The organism is Vibrio sp. M260118 (assembly GCF_036533755.1).
Classification (GTDB): Bacteria; Pseudomonadota; Gammaproteobacteria; order Enterobacterales; family Vibrionaceae; genus Vibrio.
Map to the genome: position 1 here is coordinate 1 of NZ_JATABG010000011.1, position 26,932 is coordinate 26,932.

Sequence of the window (26,932 nt, forward strand, 5' to 3'; positions counted from 1 at the left end):
TAAATTTAAAAATATCTTCCAATAAAAAAGCGCAAATCTTTCGACCTGCGCTTTTTCTCGAGACTCGTTGCTAGTTGCTAGTTGCTAGGAACGTTATACATCCAAGTTGGCAACTTTAAGTGCGTTCTCTTCGATGAAATTACGACGAGGCTCTACTTGGTCGCCCATTAGCGTGGTAAACAACTGGTCAGCACCAACAGCATCTTCGATTGTTACCTGCATCATGCGGCGAGTTTCTGGGTCCATAGTGGTTTCCCAAAGCTGGTCTGGGTTCATCTCACCTAGACCTTTGTAGCGCTGTAGGCTGAGACCACGGCGAGACTCTTTAATTAGCCACTCTAGTGCATCAACAAAGTTGGTTACTGGCTGAGTACGCTCGCCACGCTTGATGTATGCACCCTCTTCGATCAGGCCATCTAAAGCTTCTGATAGGTCTGCTAGCTTGCCGTACTCTTTCGAGTTAAACAGGTCAACGCTTAGTGCAAATTCGTGCGTCACACCGTGAGTACGAACAATAATCTTAGGTAGATTTAGACCTAACTCAGCGTGCTGTTCTACTTCGAAGCTGTATTGGCTTGCGCCCACTTCTTTTGCGTTTAGCTGCTCGACTAACTGCTTAGTCCAAGCTTCTACTGCTGCTGCGTCATGGCACTGCTCAGCTGTTAGGCGTGGCGTGTAGATTAGCTCATGAACTAGCGCACGTGGGTAACGACGGCTCATGCGATCCACCAGCTTGATGCCAGCGTTGTATTGCTGAACTAGCTTCTCTAGCGCTTCACCAGCAAGAGCAGGTGCTTGTGCATTTACGTGTAGAGATGCGTTATCAAGCGCCAATGCCACTTGGTATTGGTTCATCGCATCTTCATCTTTGATGTACTGCTCTTGCTTACCTTTCTTCACTTTGTAAAGCGGTGGCTGAGCAATGTACACGTAGCCACGCTCAATCAGCTCTGGCATTTGACGGTAGAAGAAGGTCAATAGTAGCGTACGGATGTGCGAACCATCGACATCGGCATCGGTCATGATGATGATGTTGTGGTAACGCAGTTTATCTGGGTTGTACTCGTCACGTCCGATACCACAGCCAAGTGCAGTGATTAGCGTTGCAACCTCTTGAGAAGAAAGCATCTTATCGAAGCGCGCCTTCTCTACGTTAAGGATTTTACCTTTCAGAGGAAGAATCGCTTGGTTTTTACGGTTACGGCCTTGTTTTGCGGAGCCGCCTGCCGAGTCACCCTCCACTATGTAGAGTTCAGAGAGTGCTGGATCTTTTTCCTGACAGTCGGCCAATTTACCTGGCAGACCCGCTAGGTCTAGAGCGCCTTTACGACGAGTCATTTCACGAGCTTTGCGCGCCGCATCACGAGCACGAGCTGCGTCGATGATCTTAGTACAAACCGTCTTAGCTTCTGCTGGGTGCTCAATTAGGAACTCAGAAAGTTTCTCACCCATAGCTTGCTCAACTGCAGACTTCACTTCAGAAGAAACCAGTTTGTCTTTAGTTTGGCTTGAGAACTTAGGATCTGGAACTTTAACGGAAATAACAGCCGTTAGACCTTCACGTGCATCATCACCAGAAGTAGCCGTTTTCGCTTTCTTCGAGAAGCCTTCTTTGTCCATGAACGAGTTCAGGGTGCGCGTTAGGGCTGCACGGAAACCAGCAAGGTGAGTACCACCGTCGCGCTGAGGAATGTTGTTGGTGAAACAGAAGATATTCTCTTGGTAACCATCGTTCCACTGCATTGCGACTTCTACAGCGATGCCGTCTTCACGCTCTGCGTTAAAGTGGAATACTTTTTCAATGATTGGCGTCTTGTTGGTGTTCAAGTGATCAACGAACGCTTGAATACCACCTTCATACATGAAGTGGTCTTGCTTATCTTCTTCACGCTCATCACGTAGCTTGATCGAGACGCCTGAATTAAGGAATGAGAGTTCACGTAGACGCTTAGCTAAAATGTCGTAGTGGAATTCTGTGTTAGAGAATGTCTCTTCACTTGGCCAGAAACGAATCTCTGTACCCGTTTTATCAGTGTCACCAATCACAGACAGTGGCGCTTGAGGCTCACCATGATGGTAAGTTTGCGTATGGATTTGACCACCACGGTGGATAGTTAGCGTCACTTGCTTAGACAGTGCGTTTACTACCGATACACCTACACCGTGCAAACCGCCCGATACTTTGTACGAGTTGTCATCGAACTTACCACCAGCGTGAAGTACCGTCATGATAACTTCTGCTGCTGATACGTTCTCTTCTGGGTGCATTTCGGTAGGGATACCACGACCATCATCGCGTACCGATACTGAATTGTCCTCATGAATTGTCACAACGATGTCTTGACAGTGACCCGCTAACGCTTCATCAATTGAGTTATCCACCACCTCAAAAACCATGTGGTGTAGACCGGTGCCATCATCCGTGTCGCCGATGTACATACCAGGACGCTTACGAACGGCGTCCAGACCCTTTAGTACCTTAATACTCGATGAATCGTAATTTTCAGACATGAGTTATCTTCCACTATATATTTTGCTCTATTGTGCCATGTTCCACATGGAACATCTTGCCATTTTCGTCACGCATATCGGCAATTTGGCTATCGGTTATAGAACTTACAAAAACTTGCGCCCCCGTCTCTTTTAAGCAATCAGCAAGACGCTTACGACGTTGGCTATCTAATTCAGATGCAAAGTCATCAATTAAGTAGATACATTGCTTGCCTGTCATCTCTGTTAGGTGTTGTCCTTGCGCAACTCGCAAAGCACATACCATCAGTTTTAACTGGCCTCGTGACAGTACATCCTCAACGGGAGTACCGTTCACTTTGATGCGTAAATCCGCTTTGTTAGGCCCACTGAAGGTGTAACCCAACGCCTGATCACGCTCGAAATTTTTCTCTAGTATTTCCTGGTATGGGGTATCTTTATCCCAGCCACGATAATACTTCAGTTGGATGTCGAACTCAGGCAAAAACGCTTTGCAGATCTGCTCCGCTTTAACCTTCATTTGTTCGACGTAGTCGGCTCGCCATTGACTAATACTTTCAGCCAAACGCGCCATCTCTTGATCCCAATAACTCAGCTCTCGATAGCTGGTTGCGGTTTTCAATAGCGCATTGCGCTGCTTATTGAGACGTTTAAAGCGTCCCCAAGCATCATAAAATGCCGACTCGGTATGAAACACACCCCAATCGATAAACGAACGGCGATGTTTCGGTCCATCAGTTAATAAATCAAACCCTTCAGGGTGAATCAACTGTAGGGGTAAAACCTGGGCAAGCTGTGCTAGCTTTTGTCCAGACTGACCGCCTATTTTAACCTCTGTTGAACCATCGCGCTGCTTATTAATGCCAATTGGTAGCTCAAATTGATCCGAGTTCAAAAAACGCCCATGAACAAACAGCTCATTGCAGTCATTTTGAATCACTCTTCCGGTTAAAGAGCTCTTAAATGAGCGACCGTGCCCAAGCAAATAAATCGCTTCAAGCACACTGGTTTTACCGCTACCGTTCGGTCCAATAAGAAAGTTAAAGCCTGCTGATAGTTCAATATCACAGGCTTTAATGTTTCGAAACTGCTGAATAATAAGGCGTGAAAGCGGCATGCTAGAGTCGAATTGGCATCACCACGTACATTGCACTGTCGTCTTCAGAGTTTTCGATCAGCGCACTGGCATTAGCATCTGACATCGACACTCTGACTTTTTCACAGCGTAAGGTGTTTAATACATCCAGTACGTAGCTAACGTTAAAGCCAATCTCAATCGGCTCACCCTCAAAGCTCACATCAAGCATCTCTTCCGCTTCTTCTTGCTCTGGGTTATTGGCAGTAATGCGCATTTCCGTATCAGCAAGATTAACGCGTACGCCACGGAACTTCTCGTTAGAGAGAATCGCTGCGCGCGAGAACGCTTGGCGCAGTTCATCGCAGCCTGCTTCAAGTGTTTTGGTTGTCGTTTGAGGCATTACGCGACGGTAATCAGGGAAGCGACCATCCACCAGCTTAGAGGTAAACACATAATTATTTACTTCTGCACGTACGTTCGAGCTACCGATCTGCAGCACAACTGGCTGTTCAGGAGCATCGAGTAGCTTAACCAGCTCTAATACACCTTTACGCGGTACGATGATCTGTTTCTGTGCAAAGTCTGCACCTAGCTCAGTTTGAGATACCGCCATACGGTGACCGTCGGTGGCAACGCTACGTAGCGTTGTGCCATCGATTTCAAACAACATACCGTTGAGGTAATAACGAACATCTTGGTTCGCCATTGAGAATTGAGTCTTTTCGACTAGGACACGTAACTCAGCTTGAGTCAGTGAAACTTCAACTTCACTTTGCCAATCTTCAATGTTTGGAAAATCGTTAGCAGGTAAGGTCGATAGTGAGAAACGGCTGCGCCCTGAACGAACTTGAACTCGGTCAGCTTCTAAAACAAAGGTAATTACAGAGTCATCAGGTAAACCACGGCAAATATCCAAAAACTTGCGTGAAGGCACGGTCACACTGCCGGCTTCGAATTCACCTTCAAGATTGACGCGACTGATCAGCTCAACCTCTAGGTCTGTAGCTGTCATTGAGAGTACGTTGTCTTCAACTTTAAGAAGTAGGTTACCAAGAATAGGTAAAGTAGGACGACCGCCTAGCGCTCCAGACACTTGTTGTAGTGGCTTTAGCAGGTGGCTACGCTCAATGGTAAATTTCATAGGATGCTCTTATCCGAATTCGTTATTGTTGCTCGATGCTTAGAATACTGTGAATCCACAAATAGTGCGAATTAAGAAGACAGAGTACGAATCAAGTTCGAGTAATCTTCTTTAATATCGTGGCTCTCTTCACGTAGCTGCTCAATCTTACGACATGCATGCAATACCGTAGTATGGTCGCGACCACCAAAAGCATCACCGATTTCTGGCAAGCTGTGGTTGGTGAGCTCTTTAGCAAGCGCCATAGCAAGCTGACGTGGACGAGCAACCGAACGAGAACGACGTTTAGATAGTAAGTCTGCGACTTTAATCTTGTAGTATTCCGCTACAGTCTTCTGAATATTATCAATCGTGACTAATTTTTCTTGCAGAGCAAGTAGGTCACGCAACGCTTCACGCACAAAATCAATCGTGATCGGGCGACCAGTAAAGTTAGCATTGGCGATAACGCGGTTTAATGCACCTTCTAGCTCTCGAACATTAGAGCGTAGTCGCTTCGCAATAAAGAACGCCACTTCATCGGCAAGGTGAATCTGGTGATCTTCAGCCTTTTTCATCAAGATCGCAACGCGCGTTTCCAACTCTGGCGGTTCGATCGCAACAGTAAGACCCCAACCAAAACGAGACTTAAGACGATCCTCTACACCATTGATCTCTTTCGGGTAACGGTCAGAAGTGAGGATGATCTGCTGATTGCCTTCTAAAAGTGCATTAAAGGTATGGAAAAACTCCTCTTGCGAACGCTCTTTGTTAGCAAAAAATTGGATATCATCGATTAGCAGTGCATCAACACTACGGTAGTAGCGTTTAAACTCTTCAATCGCATTATTTTGTAGCGCTTTTACCATATCTTGCACAAAACGCTCAGAGTGCATGTAGACAACTTTAGCATTTGGCTTGTTATCCACAATCGCATTACCTACCGCATGCAATAGGTGCGTTTTACCCAAACCAGTACCACCATACAAGAACAGTGGGTTGTAGGCAGAGCCTGGGTTATCTGAAACTTGACGAGCAGCAGCCAAACCAAGCTGGTTTGATTTACCTTCAACAAAATTGTTGAACTTGTGTTTCGGGTTTACATTCGAGCGATGGTTAATATCAGCAATCGCTTGTGCGTCGTCATCCCATGTTTTATGCACGGGCTTTCTTGCTTGTAACTGTGCAGGTGCCGATGATTCAGCGGCGACATCAGCCGGAGTTCGCTTAGGCGCAGGCTTTGGCGCAGCAACCGGACGGCTACCCACTTCAAAACGCAAACTAGGGATGTCGTTACCACAATACTCTTGTAGCAAGCGGTTAATGCTATTGAGGTACTTGTCACGTACCCAATCCAATACAAAACGATTAGGGGCAAACAGAGTGAGCGTATTGTCATTGAGTTCCGCTTGTAACGGACGCACCCACATACTGAACTCCGTTGCTGGTAACTCTTCTTGAAGCTGTTGCAAACATTGCAACCAAAGCGAAGATGACACAGTGCCCCCACTCGATGTAATTGATCTGAAAAGATTGGCGATTTTACCTGTTGATAACCAAGATCGCCAGTAAATGATCGTGGTTCCAGTGAATAAGATCTAAGTTATTCACAATTTTTTCGGCCGTATTCGCTAGATCCTCACACTCTGCCCCATTTTTACTCACACAACGATCCACATTAGGGCAATTTTCGGAAGATCTTTACACTGGTGATAACTCTGTGAATGAAAGTATTTCTGAGTACCACATTTCGCCATTTTCAAGCCTTGATTGATGACTATTTAATCACCGCGTTGAAGCTTATTACTCTACTGTCTAGGTTATCGCACTTAGTTATTTATCTAATTAACTAAAGTAACAGTAGTATTTATCCCCATAATAATGAGGAGTTGTACTATGAAAATCTGGTTCAAGGCTGCAGTTGCAGCTATCGCGCTTTCTGCTGCTACTGTTCAAGCAGCGACTGAAGTTAAAGTCGGTATGTCGGGTCGTTACTTCCCGTTCACTTTCGTTCAGCAAGACAAGCTACAAGGCTTTGAAGTTGATCTATGGGATGAGATCGGTAAACGCAACGACTACAAAGTCGAGTACGTAACCGCCAACTTCTCAGGTCTGTTTGGTCTTTTAGAGACAGGTCGTATCGACACAATCTCAAACCAAATCACTATGACTGAAGCTCGTAAAGCCAAATACCTATTCGCTGACCCATACGTGGTTGACGGTGCACAAATTACCGTACGTAAAGGCAACAGCAGCATTCAAGGTATCGAAGATCTTGAAGGTAAAACCGTTGCTGTAAACCTAGGTTCTAACTTTGAGCAACTGCTACGTAATTACGATAAAGACGGCAAAATCAATATCAAAACTTACGACACAGGTATCGAGCACGATGTCGCGCTTGGTCGTGCTGACGCTTTCATTATGGATCGCCTATCTGCTCTAGAGCTGATCAAGAAAACAGGTCTTCCACTACAATTAGCGGGTCAGCCGTTTGAAACTATCCAAAATGCTTGGCCATTTGTTGACAACGAAAATGGTAAAAAGCTACAGGCTGAAGTCAATCAGGCTCTAGCGGCAATGCGTGCAGATGGTACGCTAGAGAAGATCTCTGAAAAATGGTTCGGTGCTGATATCACTGAATAATTCATTAAGGTCGATCACTTAGTTCTATCTTGTTTAAGATAGTTTCCTTCAACCCACTGCGGTTTTTTATCTAGCAGTGGGTTTTGCTTTTTATGCTGTTTTACTCTTTGGGATACGTTATGGGATTTGATTTTAATTACATGCTGGATCTGATGCCAATACTGCTTAAGTATCTGGGCACCACCATGGAGATGGCGACCTGGGGACTGTTTTTCTCACTGATTTTATCGGTCATTCTCGCCAATATCCGTGTATTTCGTGTCCCTGTACTCGATCAACTCAGTCAGCTTTACATCAGTTTCTTCCGTGGCACGCCACTGCTAGTTCAATTATTCCTACTTTACTATGGACTACCACAGGTTTTCCCTTGGCTAGTGGGTCTAGATGCCTTTAGTGCAGCGGTAATTGGCTTAACGCTTCACTTTGCAGCTTATATGGCTGAAAGTATCCGCGCAGCAATTATAGGTATTGATCGTAGCCAGATGGAAGCGAGCTTATCGGTAGGTATGACGACCTCTCAAGCAATGCGCCGAGTCATACTGCCACAAGCGACTCGTGTTGCGCTGCCATCACTGATGAATTACTTCATTGATATGATCAAGTCTACTTCACTCGCTTTTACGCTCGGTGTGGCAGAAATTATGGCTAAAGCTCAAATGGAAGCCTCATCAAGCTTCCGTTTCTTCGAAGCTTTCTTGGCAGTAGCGCTGATCTACTGGGGCGTAGTGGTGATACTAACGCGCGTGCAAATCTGGGCGGAAGAGAAACTCAACAAGGCGTATGTAAGATGATAAAACTAACGAATATTCACAAACGCTTCGGTGAAACAGAAGTTCTTAAAGGCATCGACCTAGAAATTAAGCAAGGCGAGATCATCGTCATCATAGGCTCAAGCGGCACAGGTAAATCAACCTTACTACGCACGGTTAACTTTCTAGAGAACGCAGACAAAGGCGTGATCACCATTGATGATGTCAGTGTCGATACCGAAAAGCACACTAAAGCAGAAGTACTCGCTCTGCGCCGTAAAACAGGCTTTGTTTTCCAAAACTATGCTCTTTTTGCCCATATGACAGCGAGACAAAACATTGCTGAAGGCTTAATTACTGTACGTGGATGGAAAAAAACCGATGCACTAACACGTGCTCAGCAAATTCTCGACGACATTGGTCTTGGCGATAAAGGCGATAGTTATCCAGCGGCACTGTCTGGTGGTCAACAGCAACGAGTTGGTATTGGTCGAGCTATGGCGCTTCAACCAGAACTACTGCTTTTTGACGAGCCGACCTCGGCACTCGACCCTGAATGGGTAGGTGAAGTTCTTAATTTAATGAAGGACTTAGCAACAAAACATCAGACTATGCTAGTGGTAACGCACGAAATGCAATTTGCCAGAGAGGTTGCCGATCGAGTGATCTTTATGGCGGAAGGCAATATTGTTGAGCAAGGTTCTCCACAGGATATCTTTGGAAATCCACAAGATCCTCGCTTACAAAAATTCCTTCGACAAGTAGGGGCTGAGTAAAGATCAATAGATAGGATCGAACGATCCTTGAGATTTTGCTCACACTACGTATAATCGCCCGGTCGGAATTTAGCGCTTGCACAAAGATTGACACTTTGTGTGACTGTGATTACAATTCCGCCTCTTTGTTGAGAGGCGTCGGTTTGTCCTCTTTATATATAAAGAAGACTTTTAATGCCCACGCCGGGTTAACATTGACCTAAAACTACTGATCAGTAAAGGTAATTATCATGAAACGCACTTTTCAACCTTCAGTTCTAAAGCGCAAGCGTACTCACGGTTTCCGTGCACGTATGGCTACTAAGAATGGTCGTGCTACTATCAATGCACGTCGTGCAAAAGGCCGTAAGCGTCTTTCTAAGTAATCGTTAGATTATTTTGAATACGTACGCGTTCAATCGGGAGTTACGCTTGTTAACTCCCGAGCATTATCAAAATGTCTTTCAGCAAGCTCACCGAGCTGGCTCACCTCATTTCACCATCATTGCTCGTAAAAATAGCCTATCTCATCCTCGACTAGGTTTAGCTGTTCCCAAGAAACAAATCAAAACCGCTGTAGGTCGTAACCGTTTTAAGCGCCTTGCACGTGAAAGCTTTCGTAACAATCAACATCAACTCGCTAACAAGGATTTTGTTGTTATTGCCAAGAAAAGCGCGCAAGATTTGAGTAATGAAGATATTTTCAAACTGTTTGATAAATTATGGCAGCGCCTATCTCGCCCTTCGCGTGGGTAGCAATCGGATTCGTCCGTCTCTACCAAGGCCTTATTAGTCCGCTTATCGGACCACGCTGTCGTTTTACTCCAACTTGCTCCACATATGCCATAGAAGCGTTAAAAGCTCACGGTTTTGTAAAAGGGTGTTGGTTATCAGGCAAACGTCTATTAAAATGCCATCCTTTGAACGAAGGGGGGTATGACCCCGTTCCACCAATACAGAAACAAGACAGAGATAAATAACGATGGATTCTCAACGTAATATCCTGTTAATCGCGCTAGCACTGGTGTCTTTCTTATTGTTCCAGCAATGGCAAGTTGCAAAGAACCCAGCGCCTCAGCCGGTTGAGCAGGCTCAATCAAGCAGTACTCTACCTGCACCATCTTTTGCAGACGAGCTAGATCCAGCTCCAGCACAGCAAGCTTCTGCTAAAACGGTTACCGTAACCACTGATGTATTGACTCTGTCGATTGATACGGTTGGTGGTGATGTAATTCACGCAGATCTAAACCAATACTCAAACGAGCTAGATTCAGCTGACCCGTTTGTGCTACTTAAGAACGAAGCTGGTCACCAGTTCATCGCTCAAAGTGGTCTTGTTGGCCCTCAAGGTATCGACCTTAGCAGCACTAACCGCCCTGCATATTCTGTTAGCGCAGATAGCTTTACCCTAGCGGACGGCCAAGATGAATTGCGTATTCCAATGACATTCACCGCGAATGGCCTTGAGTACACTAAAACCTTCATCATGAAACGTGGCAGCTACGCACTAGACGTTGAATACGACATCGTAAACAAATCTGGCAGCAACGCGACATTTGGTATGTACGCTCACCTACGTCAAAACCTACTTGACGCTGGTGGCAGCATTACAATGCCAACATACCGCGGCGGCGCATACTCTACTGAAGATACTCGCTACAAGAAATACAGCTTCGATGATATGCAAGATCGTAACCTGTCTCTGAACCTATCAAATGGTCAGGGTTGGGCAGCAATGATCCAGCACTACTTTGCTAGCGCTTGGATCCCACGCGAACAACCAGGTACTAACCTATATACTCGCGTGATCGGCAACCTTGGTGACATTGGTGTTCGCATGCCAAACAAAACCATTGCGGATGGCGATAGCGCAAACTTCAAAGCGACACTATGGATTGGTCCTAAACTGCAAGACCAAATGGCTGAAGTTGCACCAAACCTAGACCTAGTAGTGGACTACGGCTGGTTATGGTTCATTGCGAAGCCACTACATAGTCTTCTCTCTTTCATCCAGAGCTTTGTGAGCAACTGGGGTGTGGCAATCATCTGTCTGACCTTCATCGTTCGTGGTGCGATGTACCCACTAACAAAAGCTCAGTACACTTCGATGGCGAAAATGCGCATGCTTCAGCCTAAGCTGCAAGCGATGCGTGAGCGTATCGGCGATGACCGTCAGCGCATGAGCCAAGAGATGATGGAACTGTACAAGAAAGAGAAAGTGAACCCACTTGGTGGCTGTTTACCTCTGATTCTACAGATGCCTATTTTCATCGCTCTTTACTGGGCTCTAATGGAATCGGTAGAGCTACGTCACTCGCCATTCTTCGGTTGGATTGCTGACCTTTCAGCGCAAGACCCATACTACATCTTGCCACTACTGATGGGTGCTTCTATGTTCTTAATCCAGAAGATGAGCCCAACAACTGTAACGGATCCAATGCAGCAGAAGATCATGACCTTTATGCCGGTTATGTTTACCTTCTTCTTCCTGTTCTTCCCTTCAGGTCTGGTTCTTTACTGGCTAGTATCGAACATCGTAACTCTCATCCAGCAGACGCTTATCTACAAAGCGCTGGAGAAAAAAGGCTTACACAGCAAGTAACCTTAAGTGGAATTAACAACGAAAGGCGGCCAAAAGGTCGCCTTTTTTATTTGAGCTGATTACAATTCAACTAACAGAATTACTGCCCTACTCGGCATAAAAAAATACAGGCACATTTATGACAACTGATACCATAGTTGCTCAGGCAACAGCACCCGGTCGTGGTGGCGTCGGCATTATTCGCGTATCCGGCCCCTTGGCGGCACAAGTCGCGGTCGAAGTGACAGGTAAAGAACTGCGACCTCGCAATGCTGAGTATCTGCCGTTTAACGCGCATGATGGTCACCAGCTTGACCAAGGTATCGCACTCTACTTCCCTAACCCGCACTCATTTACCGGTGAGGATGTCCTTGAGCTTCAAGGGCATGGTGGTCCAGTCGTAATGGATATGCTGATTAAGCGAATCTTACAAATCCCTGGCATTCGCACCGCCAGACCAGGCGAGTTCTCGGAGCGCGCATTCCTCAATGACAAGCTCGATTTAGCCCAAGCAGAAGCGATTGCAGATTTAATTGACGCAAGTTCCGAAGAAGCAGCGAAATCGGCTTTACAGTCACTCCAGGGCGCTTTTTCTGGTCGAATTAACACTCTAGTCGAATCATTAATTCATCTACGTATTTATGTTGAAGCGGCCATCGACTTTCCCGAAGAAGAGATCGATTTTCTTGCCGACGGTAAAGTCGCAGCTGATTTACAAACCATCATCGACAACCTTGCTGCAGTGCGCAAAGAAGCGACACAGGGTGCCATTATGCGCGAAGGGATGAAGGTGGTGATTGCCGGGCGCCCAAATGCAGGTAAATCAAGTTTGCTCAACGCCCTGTCGGGAAAAGAGTCTGCCATCGTAACCGATATTGCTGGCACGACTCGTGATGTACTGCGTGAACACATTCATATTGATGGTATGCCACTGCATATTATTGACACAGCAGGTCTTCGCGATGCCTCAGATGAAGTAGAAAAAATCGGTATCGAGCGCGCTTGGGATGAGATAGAGCAAGCAGATCGAGTACTATTTATGGTCGATGGCACCACCACTGACGCCACGGATCCAAAAGAAATTTGGCCTGACTTTGTTGATCGCTTACCGAATAACATAGGCATGACAGTGATCCGCAACAAAGCCGATCAAACGGGTGAAGATCTTGGCATCTGTCATGTGAATGATCCGACCTTAATTCGCCTCTCAGCTAAAACGGGCGGTGGTGTTGAAGCACTACGAACACATCTTAAAGAGTGTATGGGGTTCGCTGGTGGAAACGAGGGAGGCTTTATGGCACGCCGTCGTCATTTAGAAGCACTAGAGCGTGCAGCAGAGCACTTAGATATTGGTCAGCAGCAACTTGAAGGCTATATGGCAGGCGAGATTCTAGCAGAAGAGCTACGTATTACTCAGCAGTATTTAAGCGAAATCACCGGAGAGTTCAGCTCTGACGATCTGCTTGGGCGTATATTCTCCTCTTTCTGTATCGGTAAATAATCAACGAACGCGGCCCTCTAGCCGCGTTTTTCCATTTTGTACAAAGGAAAATCTATGATCCACATAATAACAGGTAGCACCTTAGGCGGCGCTGAGTACGTTGGCGATCACTTAAGTGATCTGCTGATAGAAAAAGGCTTTGAAACGACCATTCACAACCAACCTGACGTTAGCGAAGTATCTACGCAAGGGACATGGTTGATCATCACCTCTACACACGGTGCTGGTGAATACCCAGATAACATTCTGCCTTTTATTCAAGCTCTGCAATCGACACCACCAAACATGAATGACGTAAAGTTTGCGACGATTGCGATAGGTGATTCCAGTTACGATACCTTCTGCGCAGCAGGTAAACACGCTCACAATCTACTAGTGGATATTGGCGCAACCCCAATCACAGACTGTCTGACGATCGATGTATTAGAGCACGACGTCCCAGAAGATGCCGCAGAGGCTTGGTTAAACGAACATATCGACCTTTTCTAACCCCACTTTGTGGCCAGTTTATTGGCCACTTCACCTCAACCCTTGCCAATCAAATCACCATGTGGACAAAATACTCGCAAACCAATGAACTGCTTGCTGATAATTTAACCAATCAGACTGTGGATAAAACATGATCTATCCGGTGATTAACCTATAGTTATCCCAATAACAACTTAGTACTCTGGTTACCCCTGTGAATAACTACCATTTTTGATCCCAGTTAATCCTCGATCAGATCAATGGAAGATCACATTATATGATCCATAAAAGATCCATGATCTTGTTGATCATTTTCCACTTATCCACAGAACAAGGCGATCTTAATAATAGATCTAATAAAAGATCATATATATAGATCTTATATATATTAAGATTTCACTAGTCTGAGGAAAACAACCAAAACCATTTTCTCTATCAGTGAAAGAAGGTAGAATAACGCTCTTTTTTATCTATCCTAATCTCTATTGAATATCTGAGGTCGGTTCATGCTTTATCACGAAAAATTTGATGTCATCGTCGTAGGTGGCGGTCATGCAGGAACGGAAGCCGCACTCGCATCTGCTCGTACTGGGCAAAAAACATTATTACTTACCCATAATATCGACACGCTAGGTCAGATGTCATGTAACCCAGCAATTGGTGGAATCGGCAAAGGCCACCTAGTCAAAGAAGTGGATGCTATGGGCGGTTTAATGGCGCAAGCAATCGATCATGCTGGTATTCAATTTAGAACACTCAATGCTTCAAAAGGCCCTGCTGTTCGAGCAACACGTGCGCAAGCAGATCGCGCTTTGTATAAAGCCTATGTTCGTCATGCGCTAGAAAATGCACAAAACCTGACATTGTTCCAGCAATCTGTTGATGACCTGATCGTTGAAAATGATCAGGTTCTAGGTGTCGTGACTCAGATGGGGTTACGCTTTTTTGCTAAGGCTGTCGTTTTAACAGTGGGGACTTTCCTTGGTGGTAAGATCCATATTGGTATGGAGAGCTCTTCAGGTGGCCGAGCGGGTGATCCACCGTCGATCGCACTTGCGGATCGGCTGCGTGAACTACCTTTTAGAGTGGATCGTTTAAAAACTGGTACGCCTCCACGCATCGATGCGCGTAGTGTCGATTTCTCTCAGCTAGAAGTGCAACACGGGGATAACCCAACACCGGTATTTTCATTTATTGGCAAGCGAGAACAACATCCACGTCAAATCCCATGCTTTATTACTCATACTAATGAACAGACGCATGATGTGATTCGCAATAATCTTGATCGCAGTCCTATGTATGCGGGAGTTATCGAAGGTATTGGTCCGCGCTACTGTCCATCAATCGAAGACAAAGTCATGCGTTTCGCTGACAAAAACAGCCATCAAATCTTTATTGAACCTGAAGGATTAGATACTCACGAACTTTATCCGAACGGTATTTCCACCAGCTTGCCATTTGATGTCCAAGTTCAGATCGTGCGTTCAATGAAAGGCTTTGAAAATGCGCATATCGTACGTCCAGGTTACGCAATCGAATATGATTTCTTTGACCCACGTGACTTAAAACAAACTTATGAAACTAAGTTTATCAGCGGTCTATTCTTTGCTGGTCAAATCAATGGCACAACAGGTTATGAAGAGGCAGCAGCACAAGGTCTAATGGCGGGTCTCAATGCAAGCTTACTTAGTCAAGGCAAAGAGGGATGGAACCCACGTCGCGATCAAGCCTATATGGGCGTATTGATCGACGATCTCTCTACCATGGGAACAAAAGAGCCTTACCGCATGTTTACTTCACGTGCGGAATACCGTTTATTGTTACGTGAAGATAATGCAGATATCCGTTTAACTGAACAAGCTCGCCAACTTGGTCTGGTTGATGATCAACGTTGGGCTCGATTCAATGACAAGATCAATAACATCGAAACAGAGCGTCAGCGTCTGAAAGATATTTGGATGAATCCAAAATCAGAAGGTGTTGAGTCACTTAATGCCATACTGAAAACCCCAATGGCGCGCGAAGCAAGCGGTGAAGATCTACTCCGTCGCCCTGAGGTTTCTTATGAGCAATTAACTCAGCTTGATGCGTTTGCTCCAGCGATGGAAGATCAACAAGCGGCAGAGCAAGTTGAAATTCAAGTCAAGTACGAAGGATATATCAAGCGTCAGCAAGACGAGATCGAAAAATCATTGCGTCACGAAAATACCAAGCTTCCTATTAATCTTGATTACGCGAAAGTTAGCGGCCTATCAAACGAAGTTGTGGCTAAACTGAGTGAAGCAAAACCTGAATCTATCGGTATCGCTTCACGAATTTCGGGCATTACCCCAGCGGCCATTTCTATTTTGTTGGTACATTTGAAAAAACACGGTCTGTTGAAAAAAGGTGAGGAAGCATAATGTCTCAACTACGTGCGAAGTTAGACGAGCTAATTGCTCAAACAGACTTAGAGGTTTCGGAGCGTCAACGTGCTCAGCTAGTTGGTTACGTTGAGATGCTGAACAAGTGGAACAAAGCCTACAACTTAACCTCTGTTCGCGATCCTCAAGAGATGCTGGTTAAGCACATAATGGATAGCATAATTGTTAGCACTCACTTACATGGTGAGCGTTTCATCGATGTTGGTACAGGCCCGGGCCTACCCGGTATTCCGCTATCTATCATGAACCCAGACAAAAGTTTCGTGTTACTTGACAGCTTAGGGAAACGTATTCGTTTTATTAAGCAGGTTCTGCATGAGTTGAAGATTGAAAATGTGACCCCACTCCAGAGTCGAGTTGAAGAGTACCAACCTGAAGATAAATTTGATGGCGTACTGAGTCGAGCTTTTGCTTCAATGACCGACATGGTTGAGTGGTGCCATCATTTGCCCAAAAATGGTAGTGGGCATTTCTTAGCGTTGAAAGGGCAATTACCACAGGGTGAGATTGAACAATTACCTGAGTGGTGTTCTGTGACCGACATCAAAGCTTTGAATGTTCCTCAGTTGGAAGGCGAGCGTCATCTAGTAATCTTATCGCGCAAGGAATAAAAGCGAGGTTCATTGTGGGAAAAATCGTAGCGATCGCCAACCAGAAAGGCGGGGTTGGAAAAACAACAACATGCATCAACTTAGCTGCATCTATGGCTGCAACTAAGCGCAAGGTTTTGGTTATAGACCTCGACCCGCAAGGTAACGCAACGATGGCGAGTGGTGTTGATAAATACCAAGTGGATGCCACCGCATATGAGCTGCTTGTTGAAGATGTACCATTTGATGAAGTGGTATGCCGCAAAACGTCGGGCAACTATGATTTAATTGCAGCCAATGGTGATGTCACCGCAGCTGAAATCAAGTTGATGGAAGTGTTTGCTCGCGAAGTGCGTCTTAAACATGCTTTAGCATCAGTTCGCGATAACTATGATTTCATCTTTATAGATTGTCCTCCCTCTCTAAACCTTCTTACAATCAACGCTATGGCCGCAGCCGATTCGGTTTTGGTTCCAATGCAGTGTGAGTACTTTGCACTTGAAGGTTTAACCGCGTTAATGGATACAATTAGTAAGTTAGCTGCTGTCGTTAACGAAAATCTGAAAATTGAAGGGTTATTACGAACTATGTATGACCCACGCAACAGATTGTCGAATGAAGTCTCTGACCAACTCAAAAAGCACTTTGGCAACAAGGTGTATCGCACCGTTATTCCGCGTAATGTTCGTCTTGCTGAAGCCCCTAGTCATGGTAAGCCAGCAATGTATTACGACAAATACTCAGCGGGTGCTAAAGCTTATTTAGCCCTGGCTGGCGAAATGCTTCGTCGCGAAGAAGTCCCTGCATAACGATAACCAAAGGAATCCTGTCTCATGTCTAAGCGTGGTTTAGGTAAAGGGCTTGATGCTCTGCTTTCGACCAGTTCACTGGCGCGTGAAAAACAGCAAACTGCATTGCATAGCCAAGAGTTGTCGTCAGATGGCAGCCTTACCGATCTAAGCATCAATAGCTTAAAACCTGGTATTTACCAACCGCGTAAAGAGATGGAACCAGAGGCGCTCGAAGAACTTGCAGCCTCAATTGAATCGCAAGGGATTATTCAGCCTATCGTTGTGCGTCAAGTTGACCATGATAAGTTTGAGATCATTGCCGGCGAACGTCGTTGGCGAGCAGCTCGTAAAGCGGGTCTTAAGCAGGTTCCTTGTGTAGTGAAAAATGTCGAAGATCGCGCTGCGATTGCTATGGCATTGATCGAAAACATTCAGCGCGAAGATCTTAACGTGATCGAAGAAGCTGTGGCGTTAGATCGTTTACAAGAAGAGTTTGCACTTACCCATCAGCAGGTGGCTGATGTGATTGGTAAGTCTCGTGCAGCTGTCAGTAACCTATTGCGTCTAAATCAATTAGAAGATGACGTAAAAAGTTTAGTTTCACGCAACCTGCTTGATATGGGGCATGCTCGAGCCCTATTAGCTTTAGAAGGTGAGCAGCAAATAGATATTGCTCAGCAGGTAGCGAAGAAGAAAATGACCGTGCGTCAAACTGAGCAATTGGTTAAAAAATGTCTCCAGCCTCAATCTGAACCTAAAAAAGAGTCTCAAGACGTTGAAGCTGACAAAATTTCACAAAAATTGAGTGATATGCTGGGTGCAAAAGTTGCTATTGTGAGAGCTGAGAATGGCAAGTCTAAGGTAACGATTAGTCTTGATGAGCCTCACAAATTAGAGCAACTAATTGCCAAGCTCGAGAGCTAAATGAGATAATTGATCTCAGTCAATTTATGTAATAATCGTTTTTTTGTGCGAAAGTTGTCGGTTTGTATACAAAATTGTAACTTTTTGCGGTGTTTTAATTGCATTCAGTTCGACTCATCGTATAATTTTCGCCAATTTCCCAGCCCTGAGGTAGTAAAGCTGTGGATTTTACTAGAGGTACGAATACATGGTAGCTGCGTTGGCTAGACCAGGACGAGAGCTTGCTAAGCGATTGTTAATGATCCAGCTGGGCGCGGTTACACTACTAGCAGCAGGTATGGCGATTGCCGTAAATGTTGATTGGGGACTTTCAGCGCTCGTGGGTGGGGGTATCTTCGTGATTGCCAATGCCGTATTCGCGCTGTGTGCTTTTATGTTTAGTGGAGCTCGTGCTGCAAAGCGAATCACGGCCTCATTCTACACCGGCGAAGCACTTAAGATCCTTATCACGGTGGCTCTATTCACCGTTGCTTACATGTATATGCAGGTGGAACTTGTTCCCCTTAAGCTAACCTATTTGCTGGCTCTAGGTATTAATATCTGTGCGCCAGTGCTATTCATTAACAACAAAAAATAGGATGAGTTATGGCTGCGCCAGGTGAAGCGCTAACGTCATCCGGATACATTGCCCACCACTTAACTAACTTATCGCTTGGTAAGCTAGGTTTCGTGGAGGAGACAAGTTTCTGGAACGTACATATCGATAGCCTGTTATTTTCTTGGTTTACTGGTTTAATTTTCCTTGGAATTTTTTACAAAGTAGCGAAGGGAACGACAGCGGGTGTGCCGGGTAAGCTTCAGTGTTTTGTTGAAATGATCGTTGAATTTGTCGCAGAAAACGTCAAAGACACGTTCCATGGACGCAACCCACTGATCGCGCCTTTAGCACTGACTATCTTTTGTTGGGTATTCCTAATGAACTTGATGGACTTGGTTCCTATCGATTTCTTACCTTACCCAGCAGAGCATTGGCTTGGTATTCCTTACCTTAAGGTTGTACCGTCAGCTGATGTTAATATCACCATGGCTATGGCTCTAGGCGTATTCGCTCTGATGATTTACTACAGCATCAAAGTGAAAGGTCTAGGTGGATTCGCAAAAGAACTTGCTTTACATCCATTTAATCACCCAGTGATGATTCCGTTTAACCTACTGATTGAAGTGGTATCGCTACTTGCGAAGCCTCTATCACTTGGTATGCGTCTATTCGGTAACATGTTCGCGGGTGAGGTTGTATTCATTCTTTGTGCGGCAATGCTACCATGGTACTTGCAATGGATGGGTTCACTACCGTGGGCAATCTTCCATATCTTGGTTATTACGATTCAAGCCTTCGTATTCATGATGTTGACAATTGTTTACCTGTCAATGGCACACGAAGACTCTGATCATTAATTTTATATTTAAAGCTTTTTATTTGGGCACTTAGCCAAAAACTATAAATTGGAGATAGTAATGGAAACTTTACTGAGCTTTTCTGCAATCGCCGTAGGTATTATCGTCGGTCTTGCTTCTCTTGGTACAGCGATTGGTTTCGCACTTCTAGGTGGTAAATTCCTTGAAGGTGCTGCTCGTCAACCAGAAATGGCTCCTATGCTACAAGTTAAGATGTTCATCATCGCGGGTCTACTTGATGCGGTTCCAATGATCGGTATCGTTATCGCACTTCTATTCACTTTCGCAAACCCATTCGTTGGTCAGCTAGGTTAATCACTATTAACGCTAGGCAAACTTTGGTTTGTCATTGATTAACACTAAGTCCGAATAGAAGGGGTAGCTGTTGTGAATATGAACGCAACTCTGCTAGGTCAAGCAATCTCGTTTGCCATGTTTGTATGGTTCTGCATGAAGTATGTATGGCCACCAATTATGCAAGCGATCGAAGAACGTCAGAAGAAAATTGCTGACGGTCTAAATGCAGCAGAACGTGCTGCTAAAGACTTGGATCTAGCACAAGCAAACGCTTCTGATCAATTGAAAGAAGCGAAGCGCACAGCAACTGAGATCATCGAGCAAGCGAATAAGCGTAAAGCTCAAATTCTAGATGAAGCACGTGAGGAAGCTCAGACGGAACGTCAGAAAATTCTTACTCAAGCTGAAGCTGAATTGGAAGCCGAACGCAACCGCGCGCGTGATGACCTGCGCAAACAAGTTGCAACTCTGGCTGTCGCTGGTGCTGAGAAAATCATTGAGCGCTCTATCGATAAAGATGCGCACAAAGATATTCTCGACAACATTACTGCAAAACTTTAAGTCTGGGGGCGCATATGTCTGATTTGACTACTATCGCACGCCCCTATGCTAAAGCAGCCTTCGACTTTGCTGTAGAGAAAGATTCATTAGACCAATGGGGTCAAATGTTATCGTTCACTGCTGAAGTTGCGAACAACGAACAAATCAAAGAACTGTTATCTGGTTCTGTATCTGCTGATAAGTTAGCAGAGATTTTTATCGCGGTTTGTGGCGAGCAAGTTGATGAAAATGGTCAAAACCTTTTGAAGGTGATGGCTGAGAATGGCCGACTTAAGGCCCTTCCTGATGTTTGTGAACAGTTCTTCACTCTTAAAAAAGAGCATGAGAAAGAGATCGATGTTGAAGTGACTTCAGCAACAGAGCTTTCAGAAGAGCAACGAGCAAATATCAGCAGCAAACTTGAACAGCGTCTAGAACGTAAAGTGAAGCTGAATTGCAGTGTAGATGAGACCCTACTTGGTGGGGTTATTATTCGAGCCGGAGACCTAGTCATCGATGACTCAGCGCGTGGTCGTTTGAACCGCCTGAGCGATGCATTGCAGTCTTAATGGGGATTGGAGCATGCAACTTAATTCCACGGAAATTAGCGATCTAATCAAACAACGTATCGAATCTTTCGAAGTTGTTAGTGAAGCTCGTAATGAAGGTACTATCGTATCGGTAAGCGATGGTATCATCCGCATTCACGGCCTAGCGGACGTGATGCAAGGTGAAATGATTGAATTACCGGGTGGCCGTTATGCACTAGCACTTAACCTTGAGCGTGACTCGGTTGGTGCGGTTGTAATGGGCCCATATGCTGACCTAAAGGAAGGCATGAAAGTAACAGGTACTGGCCGCATTCTTGAAGTGCCAGTTGGTCCAGAACTACTAGGTCGCGTAGTAAACACGCTAGGTGAGCCTATCGATGGTAAAGGTCCAATCGAAGCGAAATTGACTTCACCTGTAGAAGTGATCGCACCTGGTGTAATCGACCGTAAATCGGTTGATCAGCCAGTACAAACTGGTTATAAGTCCGTTGACTCAATGATCCCAATCGGTCGTGGTCAGCGTGAGCTTATCATCGGTGACCGTCAGATCGGTAAAACCGCTATGGCGATCGATGCGATCATCAATCAGAAAGACTCTGGTATTTTCTCAATCTACGTAGCAATCGGTCAGAAAGCATCGACTATCGCTAACGTAGTTCGCAAACTGGAAGAGCACGGCGCACTAGCTAACACTATCGTTGTTGTTGCATCGGCTTCTGAATCTGCAGCGCTACAATACCTAGCGCCATATGCAGGTTGTGCGATGGGTGAATACTTCCGTGATCGCGGTGAAGACGCACTGATTGTTTATGATGATCTATCTAAACAAGCGGTAGCTTACCGTCAGATCTCTCTACTACTAAAACGTCCACCAGGCCGTGAGGCATTCCCAGGTGACGTATTCTACCTCCACTCGCGTCTACTAGAGCGTGCAGCTCGTGTAAACGAAGAGTACGTAGAGCGTTTCACTAACGGTGAAGTGAAAGGTAAGACTGGTTCTTTGACTGCTCTTCCTATCATCGAAACTCAAGCAGGTGACGTTTCAGCATTCGTACCGACTAACGTAATCTCGATTACCGATGGTCAGATCTTCCTACAATCTGAAGCCTTCAACGCGGGTGTACGCCCAGCGGTTGATCCAGGTATCTCAGTATCTCGTGTAGGTGGTTCAGCACAGACGAAGATCATTAAGAAGCTATCAGGCGGTATCCGTACTGCACTCGCGGCTTACCGTGAACTAGCAGCATTCGCACAGTTCTCATCAGACCTTGATGAAGCAACTAAGCGTCAGCTAAGCCACGGTCAAAAAGTTACAGAACTAATGAAGCAGAAGCAGTACGCTCCAATGTCTGTATTTGACCAAGCACTAGTTATCTTTGCTGTTGAACGCGGCTACCTAGATGATGTTGAAATCAACAAGATTCTAGATTTTGAAGCGGCTCTACTATCGTATGCTCGCGGTCAATACGCTGATTTTGCAGCTGAGATCGACAAGACGGGTGCGTACAACGATGAAGTTGAAGCACAGCTTAAGAAGCTGACTGACGACTTCGTGGCAACCCAAACTTGGTAATAGGTCGGTGGCAGGTTCTGCCACCAACTAATGGAGAGTAACGATGGCCGGCGCAAAAGAGATACGTAATAAAATCGGTAGTGTGAAAAGCACTCAGAAGATTACGAAAGCAATGGAAATGGTAGCCGCTTCAAAGATGCGTCGTAGTCAAGACGCTCGCGAAAGCTCCCGTCCATATGCGGAAACAATGCGTAAAGTGATCGGTCATGTGGCAAACGCAAACCTAGAGTACCGTCATCCGTACCTAGAAGAGCGTGAAGCCAAACGTGTTGGTTACATCATTATTTCTACCGACCGCGGTCTGTGTGGTGGTTTGAACATTAACTTGTTCAAGAAAGCCGTTAATGACATGCAGGATTGGAAACAGAAAGGTGCTGAAGTTGACCTAGCTATTATTGGCTCTAAGGCAACAGCATTTTTCAATAACAGCGGCGCAAAAGTATCGGCGCAAGTTTCTGGCCTTGGCGATAGCCCTAGCCTAGAAGACTTGATCGGTTCGGTTGGCGTTATGCTGAAGAAATATGATGAAGGTGAGTTGGATCGCCTGTTCGTAGTATACAACGAGTTTGTTAATACTATGATTCAGCAACCAACGATCGATCAATTGCTACCTTTGCCTAAATCAGACAGCGAAGAGATGCAGCGTACGCATTCATGGGACTACATCTATGAGCCTGAACCAAAACCTCTACTGGATACGCTTTTAGTGCGTTATGTGGAGTCTCAGGTTTACCAAGGTGTGGTAGAGAACCTTGCTTGTGAGCAAGCGGCTCGAATGATTGCGATGAAAGCTGCAACTGATAACGCAACCAACCTGATTGAAGACTTAGAACTTGTGTACAACAAAGCCCGCCAGGCTGCGATCACACAAGAACTGTCTGAAATCGTTGGTGGTGCTGCTGCGGTTTAAGCATAGGTTAAACGAAATAGTTTAGAGGATTAACGATGGCTACAGGTAAGATCGTACAGATCATCGGTGCGGTAGTCGACGTAGAGTTCCCACAGAGCGAAGTACCTAGTGTATATGACGCTCTAAACGTAACTGAATCTAAAGAGCGTCTAGTTCTTGAGGTTCAACAACAGCTAGGCGGTGGCGTAGTTCGTTGTATCGTAATGGGTAGCTCAGATGGTTTACGTCGTGGAGTTGAAGTTGTAAACACTGGCGCTCCAATTTCAGTACCAGTAGGTACTAAGACCCTTGGTCGTATCATGAACGTACTTGGTGATGCGATTGACGAGCGTGGTGAGATCGGTGCAGAAGAGAACTACTCTATTCACCGTGAAGCACCAAGCTACGAAGAGCAATCTAACGAAACTGCTCTACTAGAAACTGGCGTTAAAGTAATCGACCTAGTTTGTCCATTCGCTAAGGGTGGTAAAATCGGTCTATTCGGTGGTGCAGGTGTAGGTAAGACCGTTAACATGATGGAACTTATCAACAACATCGCACTACAACACTCAGGTCTATCTGTATTCGCAGGTGTAGGTGAGCGTACTCGTGAGGGTAACGACTTCTACTACGAGATGCAGGAAGCAGGCGTTGTAAACGTTGAGAAGCCTGAAGAGTCGAAAGTAGCGATGGTTTACGGTCAGATGAACGAGCCACCAGGTAACCGTCTACGTGTTGCACTGACAGGTCTAACAATGGCAGAGCGTTTCCGTGACGAAGGTCGTGACGTTCTTCTGTTCGTTGATAACATCTACCGTTACACGCTAGCAGGTACTGAGGTATCAGCACTTTTAGGCCGTATGCCTTCTGCGGTAGGTTACCAACCTACACTAGCAGAAGAGATGGGTGTTCTTCAGGAGCGTATCACGTCAACTAAATCAGGTTCTATCACGTCTGTTCAGGCGGTATATGTACCAGCGGATGACTTGACTGACCCATCTCCAGCAACAACGTTCGCGCACTTGGATGCAACGGTTGTACTTAACCGTAACATCGCAGCTATGGGTCTATACCCAGCGATCGACCCACTAGATTCGACATCTCGTCAGCTAGACCCTCTAGTAGTAGGTCAAGAGCACTACGACATCGCTCGTGGCGTTCAGCAGACACTTCAGCGTTATAAAGAGCTGAAAGATATCATCGCGATTCTAGGTATGGACGAGCTATCTGAAGAAGATAAGCAAGTTGTATCTCGTGCACGTAAGATTGAGCGTTTCCTAACTCAGCCTTACCACGTAGCGGAAGTATTTACTGGCGACCCAGGTGTTTACGTACCTCTTAAAGAGACTCTACGTGGCTTCAAAGGTCTACTAGCTGGTGATTACGATGACATTCCAGAGCAAGCGTTCATGTACTGCGGTACTATCGACGATGCTATCGAGAATGCGAAGAAGCTATAAGGCTAACTAGGAGGCGATATGGCAGCAATAACCTTTCACCTAGACGTTGTTAGTGCAGAGAAGAAGATCTTTTCTGGTCTAGTAGAAACGTTTCAGGTGACCGGTAGCGAAGGTGAGCTTGGTATTTTCCATGGCCACACGCCGCTGCTGACCGCTATTAAGCCTGGTATGGTGCGTATTGTTAAGCAGCACGGCCACGAAGAAATTATTTATGTTTCTGGTGGTATGATAGAAGTTCAGCCTGGTACAGCGACTGTACTGGCTGATACCGCTATCCGTGGTGAAGAGCTAGACGCAGCTAAGGCAGAGGAAGCGAAACGTCGCGCTGAGGAGAACATCCAGAATCAGCACGGCGATATGGACTTCGCTCAAGCGGCCAGTGAACTGGCTAAAGCCATTGCTCAGCTACGTGTTATCGAGCTGACTAAACAGCGTCGTTAATCAGCGACACTGTATTAAAAGTGATAAAGGCGACCGTAAGGTCGCCTTTTTGCTTAATTTTTAACGAAAATTTTTCCTGGCCAATTAACTAATCGCTGATTAGTGTCTAGAATACCTCTCAGTTTTAATACAAGTTTTAATGGGTAACTCAATGAAGTTTAGCGCAGTGATTCTGGCAGCGGGCAAAGGGACTCGCATGTACTCAAATAAACCTAAGGTCTTGCATACCCTAGCGGGCAAGCCTATGGCGAAACATGTTATCGATACATGTAATGGATTGGGCGCGCAGAATATCCATTTGGTATATGGCCATGGTGGCGACCAAATGCAAGCTGAGCTTAGCAACGAGCCTGTTAACTGGGTACTACAAGCCGATCAGTTGGGTACTGGTCACGCGGTAGATCAAGCTGCGCCTAAGTTCGAAGATGATGAGAAAATCTTAGTTCTATATGGAGATGTACCGCTTATCTCTGAAGAGACAATCGAAAGTCTGCTTGATGCGCAACCTACAGGTGGTATCGCGCTGCTAACGGTTGTGCTTGATAACCCAACTGGTTATGGTCGTATCGTGCGTAAGAATGGCCCTGTAGTAGCGATTGTTGAGCAAAAAGATGCCACAGAAGAGCAGAAGCTGATTAAAGAGATCAATACCGGTGTGATGGTCGCAACCGGTGGTGATCTTAAGCGTTGGTTATCTGGTTTAAATAATGAAAATGCTCAGGGTGAATACTACCTGACAGACGTTATTGCAGCTGCTCACGATGAAGGCCGCGCAGTTGAAGCGGTTCATCCTGTTAACCCTATTGAAGTGGAAGGCGTTAACGACCGTGCACAACTCGCACGTTTAGAGCGAGCTTTCCAAGCGATGCAAGCTCAGAAATTATTAGAGCAAGGCGTCATGCTTCGCGATCCTGCTCGTTTTGACCTACGCGGTGAGCTGCAGTGTGGTATGGACTGTGAAATCGATGCTAACGTTATTATCGAAGGTAAGGTCACTCTTGGTGATAACGTGATGATCGGTACGGGTTGTGTACTGAAAGATTGTGAAATTGACGATAATACGCTAGTGCGTCCATACAGCGTGATTGAAGGCGCGACGGTAGGTGAGGAGTGTACGGTTGGTCCATTTACTCGCCTTCGCCCTGGTGCTGAAATGCGTAACGATTCACACGTCGGTAACTTTGTTGAAGTGAAAAACGCACGTATCGGTGAAGGTTCTAAAGCCAATCATCTTACTTACCTAGGCGATGCTGAAATTGGTCAGCGCACCAATGTAGGGGCGGGTGTCATCACCTGTAACTACGATGGTGCGAACAAGTTCAAAACGACAATCGGCAATGATGTATTTGTTGGCTCTGATAGCCAGCTGGTGGCGCCTGTGACGATTGCTGATGGGGCAACCATTGGTGCAGGCACTACTTTGACGAAAAATGTAGCTGAGGGTGAGTTAGTCATCACTCGCGCTAAAGAGCGTAGAGTCGAAGGTTGGCAGCGCCCAGTGAAACAGAAGTAATCTTCTGTTACTTTCAAACGGTATTAATCAAAGCCGCTCATCATGAGCGGCTTTGTTGTTTCTGACGCGGTGAAAGAGTGAGATTAGTGGCTTGGGATAGTGATGCGTTTTTCTAACCAGCGTACACTTTGCGAGACAATCAAAATTAGCACTAAGTACT

General features: G+C 45.7%; 27 protein-coding genes and 1 pseudogene. 23 read left to right on the forward strand and 5 right to left on the reverse strand.

Annotated elements, in window-relative coordinates:
• Positions 1-93: 93 nt before the first annotated feature.
• The 4 genes from gyrB to dnaA form a co-directional block, all read right to left on the reverse strand.
• The gene (gene gyrB / locus QTO00_RS01615) at positions 94-2,511 is read right to left on the reverse strand and encodes a DNA topoisomerase (ATP-hydrolyzing) subunit B (protein ID WP_331422566.1); all 2,418 of its coding nucleotides are present in this window, start codon (positions 2,509-2,511) and stop codon (positions 94-96) included.
• A 13-nt stretch (positions 2,512-2,524) separates the two neighbouring features.
• On the reverse strand, positions 2,525-3,607 hold the full coding sequence (recF, locus tag QTO00_RS01620) for a DNA replication/repair protein RecF (RefSeq protein WP_331422568.1): 1,083 nt from the start codon (positions 3,605-3,607) through the stop codon (positions 2,525-2,527).
• A 1-nt stretch (position 3,608) separates the two neighbouring features.
• Complete coding sequence (gene dnaN / locus QTO00_RS01625; RefSeq protein ID WP_331422569.1) at positions 3,609-4,709, reverse strand: DNA polymerase III subunit beta; 1,101 nt, start codon at positions 4,707-4,709, stop codon at positions 3,609-3,611.
• A 71-nt stretch (positions 4,710-4,780) separates the two neighbouring features.
• Positions 4,781-6,187 carry a chromosomal replication initiator protein DnaA gene (gene dnaA / locus QTO00_RS01630; RefSeq protein WP_331422570.1) on the reverse strand — a complete coding sequence of 469 codons (1,407 nt, stop codon included), beginning with the start codon at positions 6,185-6,187 and terminating at the stop codon, positions 4,781-4,783.
• Positions 6,188-6,584: 397 nt separating this feature from the next.
• On the opposite strand from dnaA, the gene QTO00_RS01635 reads away from it, so the two are divergent.
• The 23 genes from QTO00_RS01635 to glmU all read left to right on the forward strand — a co-directional run bounded on the left by QTO00_RS01635 (position 6,585) and on the right by glmU (position 26,772).
• Positions 6,585-7,331 carry an amino acid ABC transporter substrate-binding protein gene (locus QTO00_RS01635; protein ID WP_038208641.1) on the forward strand — a complete coding sequence of 249 codons (747 nt, stop codon included), beginning with the start codon at positions 6,585-6,587 and terminating at the stop codon, positions 7,329-7,331.
• A 119-nt stretch (positions 7,332-7,450) separates the two neighbouring features.
• Positions 7,451-8,122, forward strand: coding sequence for an amino acid ABC transporter permease (locus QTO00_RS01640; protein WP_038208638.1), 672 nt, complete (start codon positions 7,451-7,453; stop codon positions 8,120-8,122).
• Positions 8,119-8,856, forward strand: a complete 738-nt coding sequence (locus QTO00_RS01645; protein ID WP_038208635.1) for an amino acid ABC transporter ATP-binding protein — start codon at positions 8,119-8,121, stop codon at positions 8,854-8,856. Before QTO00_RS01640 ends, QTO00_RS01645 begins: the two co-directional genes overlap by 4 nt.
• A 230-nt stretch (positions 8,857-9,086) precedes the next feature.
• Positions 9,087-9,221 carry a 50S ribosomal protein L34 gene (gene rpmH / locus QTO00_RS01650; protein WP_004411068.1) on the forward strand — a complete coding sequence of 45 codons (135 nt, stop codon included), beginning with the start codon at positions 9,087-9,089 and terminating at the stop codon, positions 9,219-9,221.
• Between the two features lie 46 nt (positions 9,222-9,267).
• Positions 9,268-9,591, forward strand: coding sequence for a ribonuclease P protein component (gene rnpA, locus QTO00_RS01655; protein ID WP_230300094.1), 324 nt, complete (start codon positions 9,268-9,270; stop codon positions 9,589-9,591).
• Positions 9,558-9,815 carry a membrane protein insertion efficiency factor YidD gene (gene yidD / locus QTO00_RS01660; RefSeq protein ID WP_072014900.1) on the forward strand — a complete coding sequence of 86 codons (258 nt, stop codon included), beginning with the start codon at positions 9,558-9,560 and terminating at the stop codon, positions 9,813-9,815. Before rnpA ends, yidD begins: the two co-directional genes overlap by 34 nt.
• A gap of 2 nt (positions 9,816-9,817) precedes the next feature.
• A complete protein-coding gene (yidC, locus tag QTO00_RS01665; RefSeq protein WP_331422572.1) occupies positions 9,818-11,437 on the forward strand; it encodes a membrane protein insertase YidC in 1,620 nt (539 codons plus the stop codon).
• Between the two features lie 118 nt (positions 11,438-11,555).
• On the forward strand, positions 11,556-12,917 hold the full coding sequence (mnmE, locus tag QTO00_RS01670) for a tRNA uridine-5-carboxymethylaminomethyl(34) synthesis GTPase MnmE (RefSeq protein ID WP_331422573.1): 1,362 nt from the start codon (positions 11,556-11,558) through the stop codon (positions 12,915-12,917).
• Positions 12,918-12,971: 54 nt separating this feature from the next.
• On the forward strand, positions 12,972-13,406 hold the full coding sequence (gene mioC / locus QTO00_RS01675) for an FMN-binding protein MioC (RefSeq protein ID WP_331422574.1): 435 nt from the start codon (positions 12,972-12,974) through the stop codon (positions 13,404-13,406).
• Between the two features lie 485 nt (positions 13,407-13,891).
• Complete coding sequence (gene mnmG, locus QTO00_RS01680) at positions 13,892-15,787, forward strand: tRNA uridine-5-carboxymethylaminomethyl(34) synthesis enzyme MnmG (protein WP_331422575.1); 1,896 nt, start codon at positions 13,892-13,894, stop codon at positions 15,785-15,787.
• Entirely contained in the window at positions 15,787-16,419 is a 633-nt protein-coding gene (gene rsmG, locus QTO00_RS01685; protein WP_331422577.1) for a 16S rRNA (guanine(527)-N(7))-methyltransferase RsmG, read from the forward strand. The genes mnmG and rsmG overlap by 1 nt, the downstream gene beginning before the upstream one ends.
• Positions 16,420-16,433: 14 nt before the next feature.
• Positions 16,434-17,207, forward strand: a complete 774-nt coding sequence (locus QTO00_RS01690; RefSeq protein WP_038208617.1) for a ParA family protein — start codon at positions 16,434-16,436, stop codon at positions 17,205-17,207.
• A gap of 24 nt (positions 17,208-17,231) precedes the next feature.
• A complete protein-coding gene (locus tag QTO00_RS01695) occupies positions 17,232-18,113 on the forward strand; it encodes a ParB/RepB/Spo0J family partition protein (RefSeq protein WP_331422579.1) in 882 nt (293 codons plus the stop codon).
• Between the two features lie 187 nt (positions 18,114-18,300).
• Positions 18,301-18,690, forward strand: a complete 390-nt coding sequence (locus QTO00_RS01700; RefSeq protein ID WP_038208612.1) for a F0F1 ATP synthase subunit I — start codon at positions 18,301-18,303, stop codon at positions 18,688-18,690.
• 8 nt (positions 18,691-18,698) lie between these two features.
• Positions 18,699-19,508 carry a F0F1 ATP synthase subunit A gene (gene atpB, locus QTO00_RS01705; RefSeq protein WP_038208608.1) on the forward strand — a complete coding sequence of 270 codons (810 nt, stop codon included), beginning with the start codon at positions 18,699-18,701 and terminating at the stop codon, positions 19,506-19,508.
• A 60-nt stretch (positions 19,509-19,568) separates the two neighbouring features.
• Positions 19,569-19,823 carry a F0F1 ATP synthase subunit C gene (gene atpE, locus QTO00_RS01710; protein ID WP_002540812.1) on the forward strand — a complete coding sequence of 85 codons (255 nt, stop codon included), beginning with the start codon at positions 19,569-19,571 and terminating at the stop codon, positions 19,821-19,823.
• 72 nt (positions 19,824-19,895) lie between these two features.
• Positions 19,896-20,366: a F0F1 ATP synthase subunit B gene (atpF, locus tag QTO00_RS01715; RefSeq protein WP_038208605.1), complete on the forward strand. Its 471-nt coding sequence runs from the start codon at positions 19,896-19,898 to the stop codon at positions 20,364-20,366.
• 14 nt (positions 20,367-20,380) lie between these two features.
• Positions 20,381-20,914: a F0F1 ATP synthase subunit delta gene (gene atpH, locus QTO00_RS01720; protein WP_331422584.1), complete on the forward strand. Its 534-nt coding sequence runs from the start codon at positions 20,381-20,383 to the stop codon at positions 20,912-20,914.
• 13 nt (positions 20,915-20,927) lie between these two features.
• Entirely contained in the window at positions 20,928-22,469 is a 1,542-nt protein-coding gene (atpA, locus tag QTO00_RS01725; RefSeq protein ID WP_038208599.1) for a F0F1 ATP synthase subunit alpha, read from the forward strand.
• 43 nt (positions 22,470-22,512) lie between these two features.
• Positions 22,513-23,379, forward strand: a complete 867-nt coding sequence (atpG, locus tag QTO00_RS01730) for a F0F1 ATP synthase subunit gamma (protein ID WP_038208596.1) — start codon at positions 22,513-22,515, stop codon at positions 23,377-23,379.
• A gap of 35 nt (positions 23,380-23,414) precedes the next feature.
• Complete coding sequence (gene atpD, locus QTO00_RS01735) at positions 23,415-24,818, forward strand: F0F1 ATP synthase subunit beta (RefSeq protein WP_038208593.1); 1,404 nt, start codon at positions 23,415-23,417, stop codon at positions 24,816-24,818.
• An 18-nt stretch (positions 24,819-24,836) separates the two neighbouring features.
• Positions 24,837-25,259, forward strand: a complete 423-nt coding sequence (locus tag QTO00_RS01740; RefSeq protein WP_038208590.1) for a F0F1 ATP synthase subunit epsilon — start codon at positions 24,837-24,839, stop codon at positions 25,257-25,259.
• A 151-nt stretch (positions 25,260-25,410) separates the two neighbouring features.
• The gene (glmU, locus tag QTO00_RS01745) at positions 25,411-26,772 is read left to right on the forward strand and encodes a bifunctional UDP-N-acetylglucosamine diphosphorylase/glucosamine-1-phosphate N-acetyltransferase GlmU (RefSeq protein WP_331422588.1); all 1,362 of its coding nucleotides are present in this window, start codon (positions 25,411-25,413) and stop codon (positions 26,770-26,772) included.
• Positions 26,773-26,855: 83 nt separating this feature from the next.
• Here the strand turns inward: glmU and QTO00_RS01750 are convergent.
• Positions 26,856-26,932 (reverse strand): annotated as a pseudogene (locus tag QTO00_RS01750) (amino acid ABC transporter permease); the annotation flags it as partial.

What these genes read in the sequence shown, in the direction of transcription:
- gyrB (WP_331422566.1), bottom strand. Translation starts at nt 2,511, where the DNA reads ATGTCTGAAAATTACGATTCATCGAGTATTAAGGTACTAAAGGGTCTG.
- recF (WP_331422568.1), bottom strand. Translation starts at nt 3,607, where the DNA reads ATGCCGCTTTCACGCCTTATTATTCAGCAGTTTCGAAACATTAAAGCC.
- dnaN (WP_331422569.1), bottom strand. Translation starts at nt 4,709, where the DNA reads ATGAAATTTACCATTGAGCGTAGCCACCTGCTAAAGCCACTACAACAA.
- QTO00_RS01635 (WP_038208641.1), top strand. Translation starts at nt 6,585, where the DNA reads ATGAAAATCTGGTTCAAGGCTGCAGTTGCAGCTATCGCGCTTTCTGCT.
- QTO00_RS01640 (WP_038208638.1), top strand. Translation starts at nt 7,451, where the DNA reads ATGGGATTTGATTTTAATTACATGCTGGATCTGATGCCAATACTGCTT.
- QTO00_RS01645 (WP_038208635.1), top strand. Translation starts at nt 8,119, where the DNA reads ATGATAAAACTAACGAATATTCACAAACGCTTCGGTGAAACAGAAGTT.
- rpmH (WP_004411068.1), top strand. Translation starts at nt 9,087, where the DNA reads ATGAAACGCACTTTTCAACCTTCAGTTCTAAAGCGCAAGCGTACTCAC.
- yidD (WP_072014900.1), top strand. Translation starts at nt 9,558, where the DNA reads ATGGCAGCGCCTATCTCGCCCTTCGCGTGGGTAGCAATCGGATTCGTC.
- yidC (WP_331422572.1), top strand. Translation starts at nt 9,818, where the DNA reads ATGGATTCTCAACGTAATATCCTGTTAATCGCGCTAGCACTGGTGTCT.
- mnmE (WP_331422573.1), top strand. Translation starts at nt 11,556, where the DNA reads ATGACAACTGATACCATAGTTGCTCAGGCAACAGCACCCGGTCGTGGT.
- mioC (WP_331422574.1), top strand. Translation starts at nt 12,972, where the DNA reads ATGATCCACATAATAACAGGTAGCACCTTAGGCGGCGCTGAGTACGTT.
- mnmG (WP_331422575.1), top strand. Translation starts at nt 13,892, where the DNA reads ATGCTTTATCACGAAAAATTTGATGTCATCGTCGTAGGTGGCGGTCAT.
- rsmG (WP_331422577.1), top strand. Translation starts at nt 15,787, where the DNA reads ATGTCTCAACTACGTGCGAAGTTAGACGAGCTAATTGCTCAAACAGAC.
- QTO00_RS01695 (WP_331422579.1), top strand. Translation starts at nt 17,232, where the DNA reads ATGTCTAAGCGTGGTTTAGGTAAAGGGCTTGATGCTCTGCTTTCGACC.
- QTO00_RS01700 (WP_038208612.1), top strand. Translation starts at nt 18,301, where the DNA reads ATGGTAGCTGCGTTGGCTAGACCAGGACGAGAGCTTGCTAAGCGATTG.
- atpB (WP_038208608.1), top strand. Translation starts at nt 18,699, where the DNA reads ATGGCTGCGCCAGGTGAAGCGCTAACGTCATCCGGATACATTGCCCAC.
- atpE (WP_002540812.1), top strand. Translation starts at nt 19,569, where the DNA reads ATGGAAACTTTACTGAGCTTTTCTGCAATCGCCGTAGGTATTATCGTC.
- atpH (WP_331422584.1), top strand. Translation starts at nt 20,381, where the DNA reads ATGTCTGATTTGACTACTATCGCACGCCCCTATGCTAAAGCAGCCTTC.
- atpA (WP_038208599.1), top strand. Translation starts at nt 20,928, where the DNA reads ATGCAACTTAATTCCACGGAAATTAGCGATCTAATCAAACAACGTATC.
- atpG (WP_038208596.1), top strand. Translation starts at nt 22,513, where the DNA reads ATGGCCGGCGCAAAAGAGATACGTAATAAAATCGGTAGTGTGAAAAGC.
- atpD (WP_038208593.1), top strand. Translation starts at nt 23,415, where the DNA reads ATGGCTACAGGTAAGATCGTACAGATCATCGGTGCGGTAGTCGACGTA.
- QTO00_RS01740 (WP_038208590.1), top strand. Translation starts at nt 24,837, where the DNA reads ATGGCAGCAATAACCTTTCACCTAGACGTTGTTAGTGCAGAGAAGAAG.
- glmU (WP_331422588.1), top strand. Translation starts at nt 25,411, where the DNA reads ATGAAGTTTAGCGCAGTGATTCTGGCAGCGGGCAAAGGGACTCGCATG.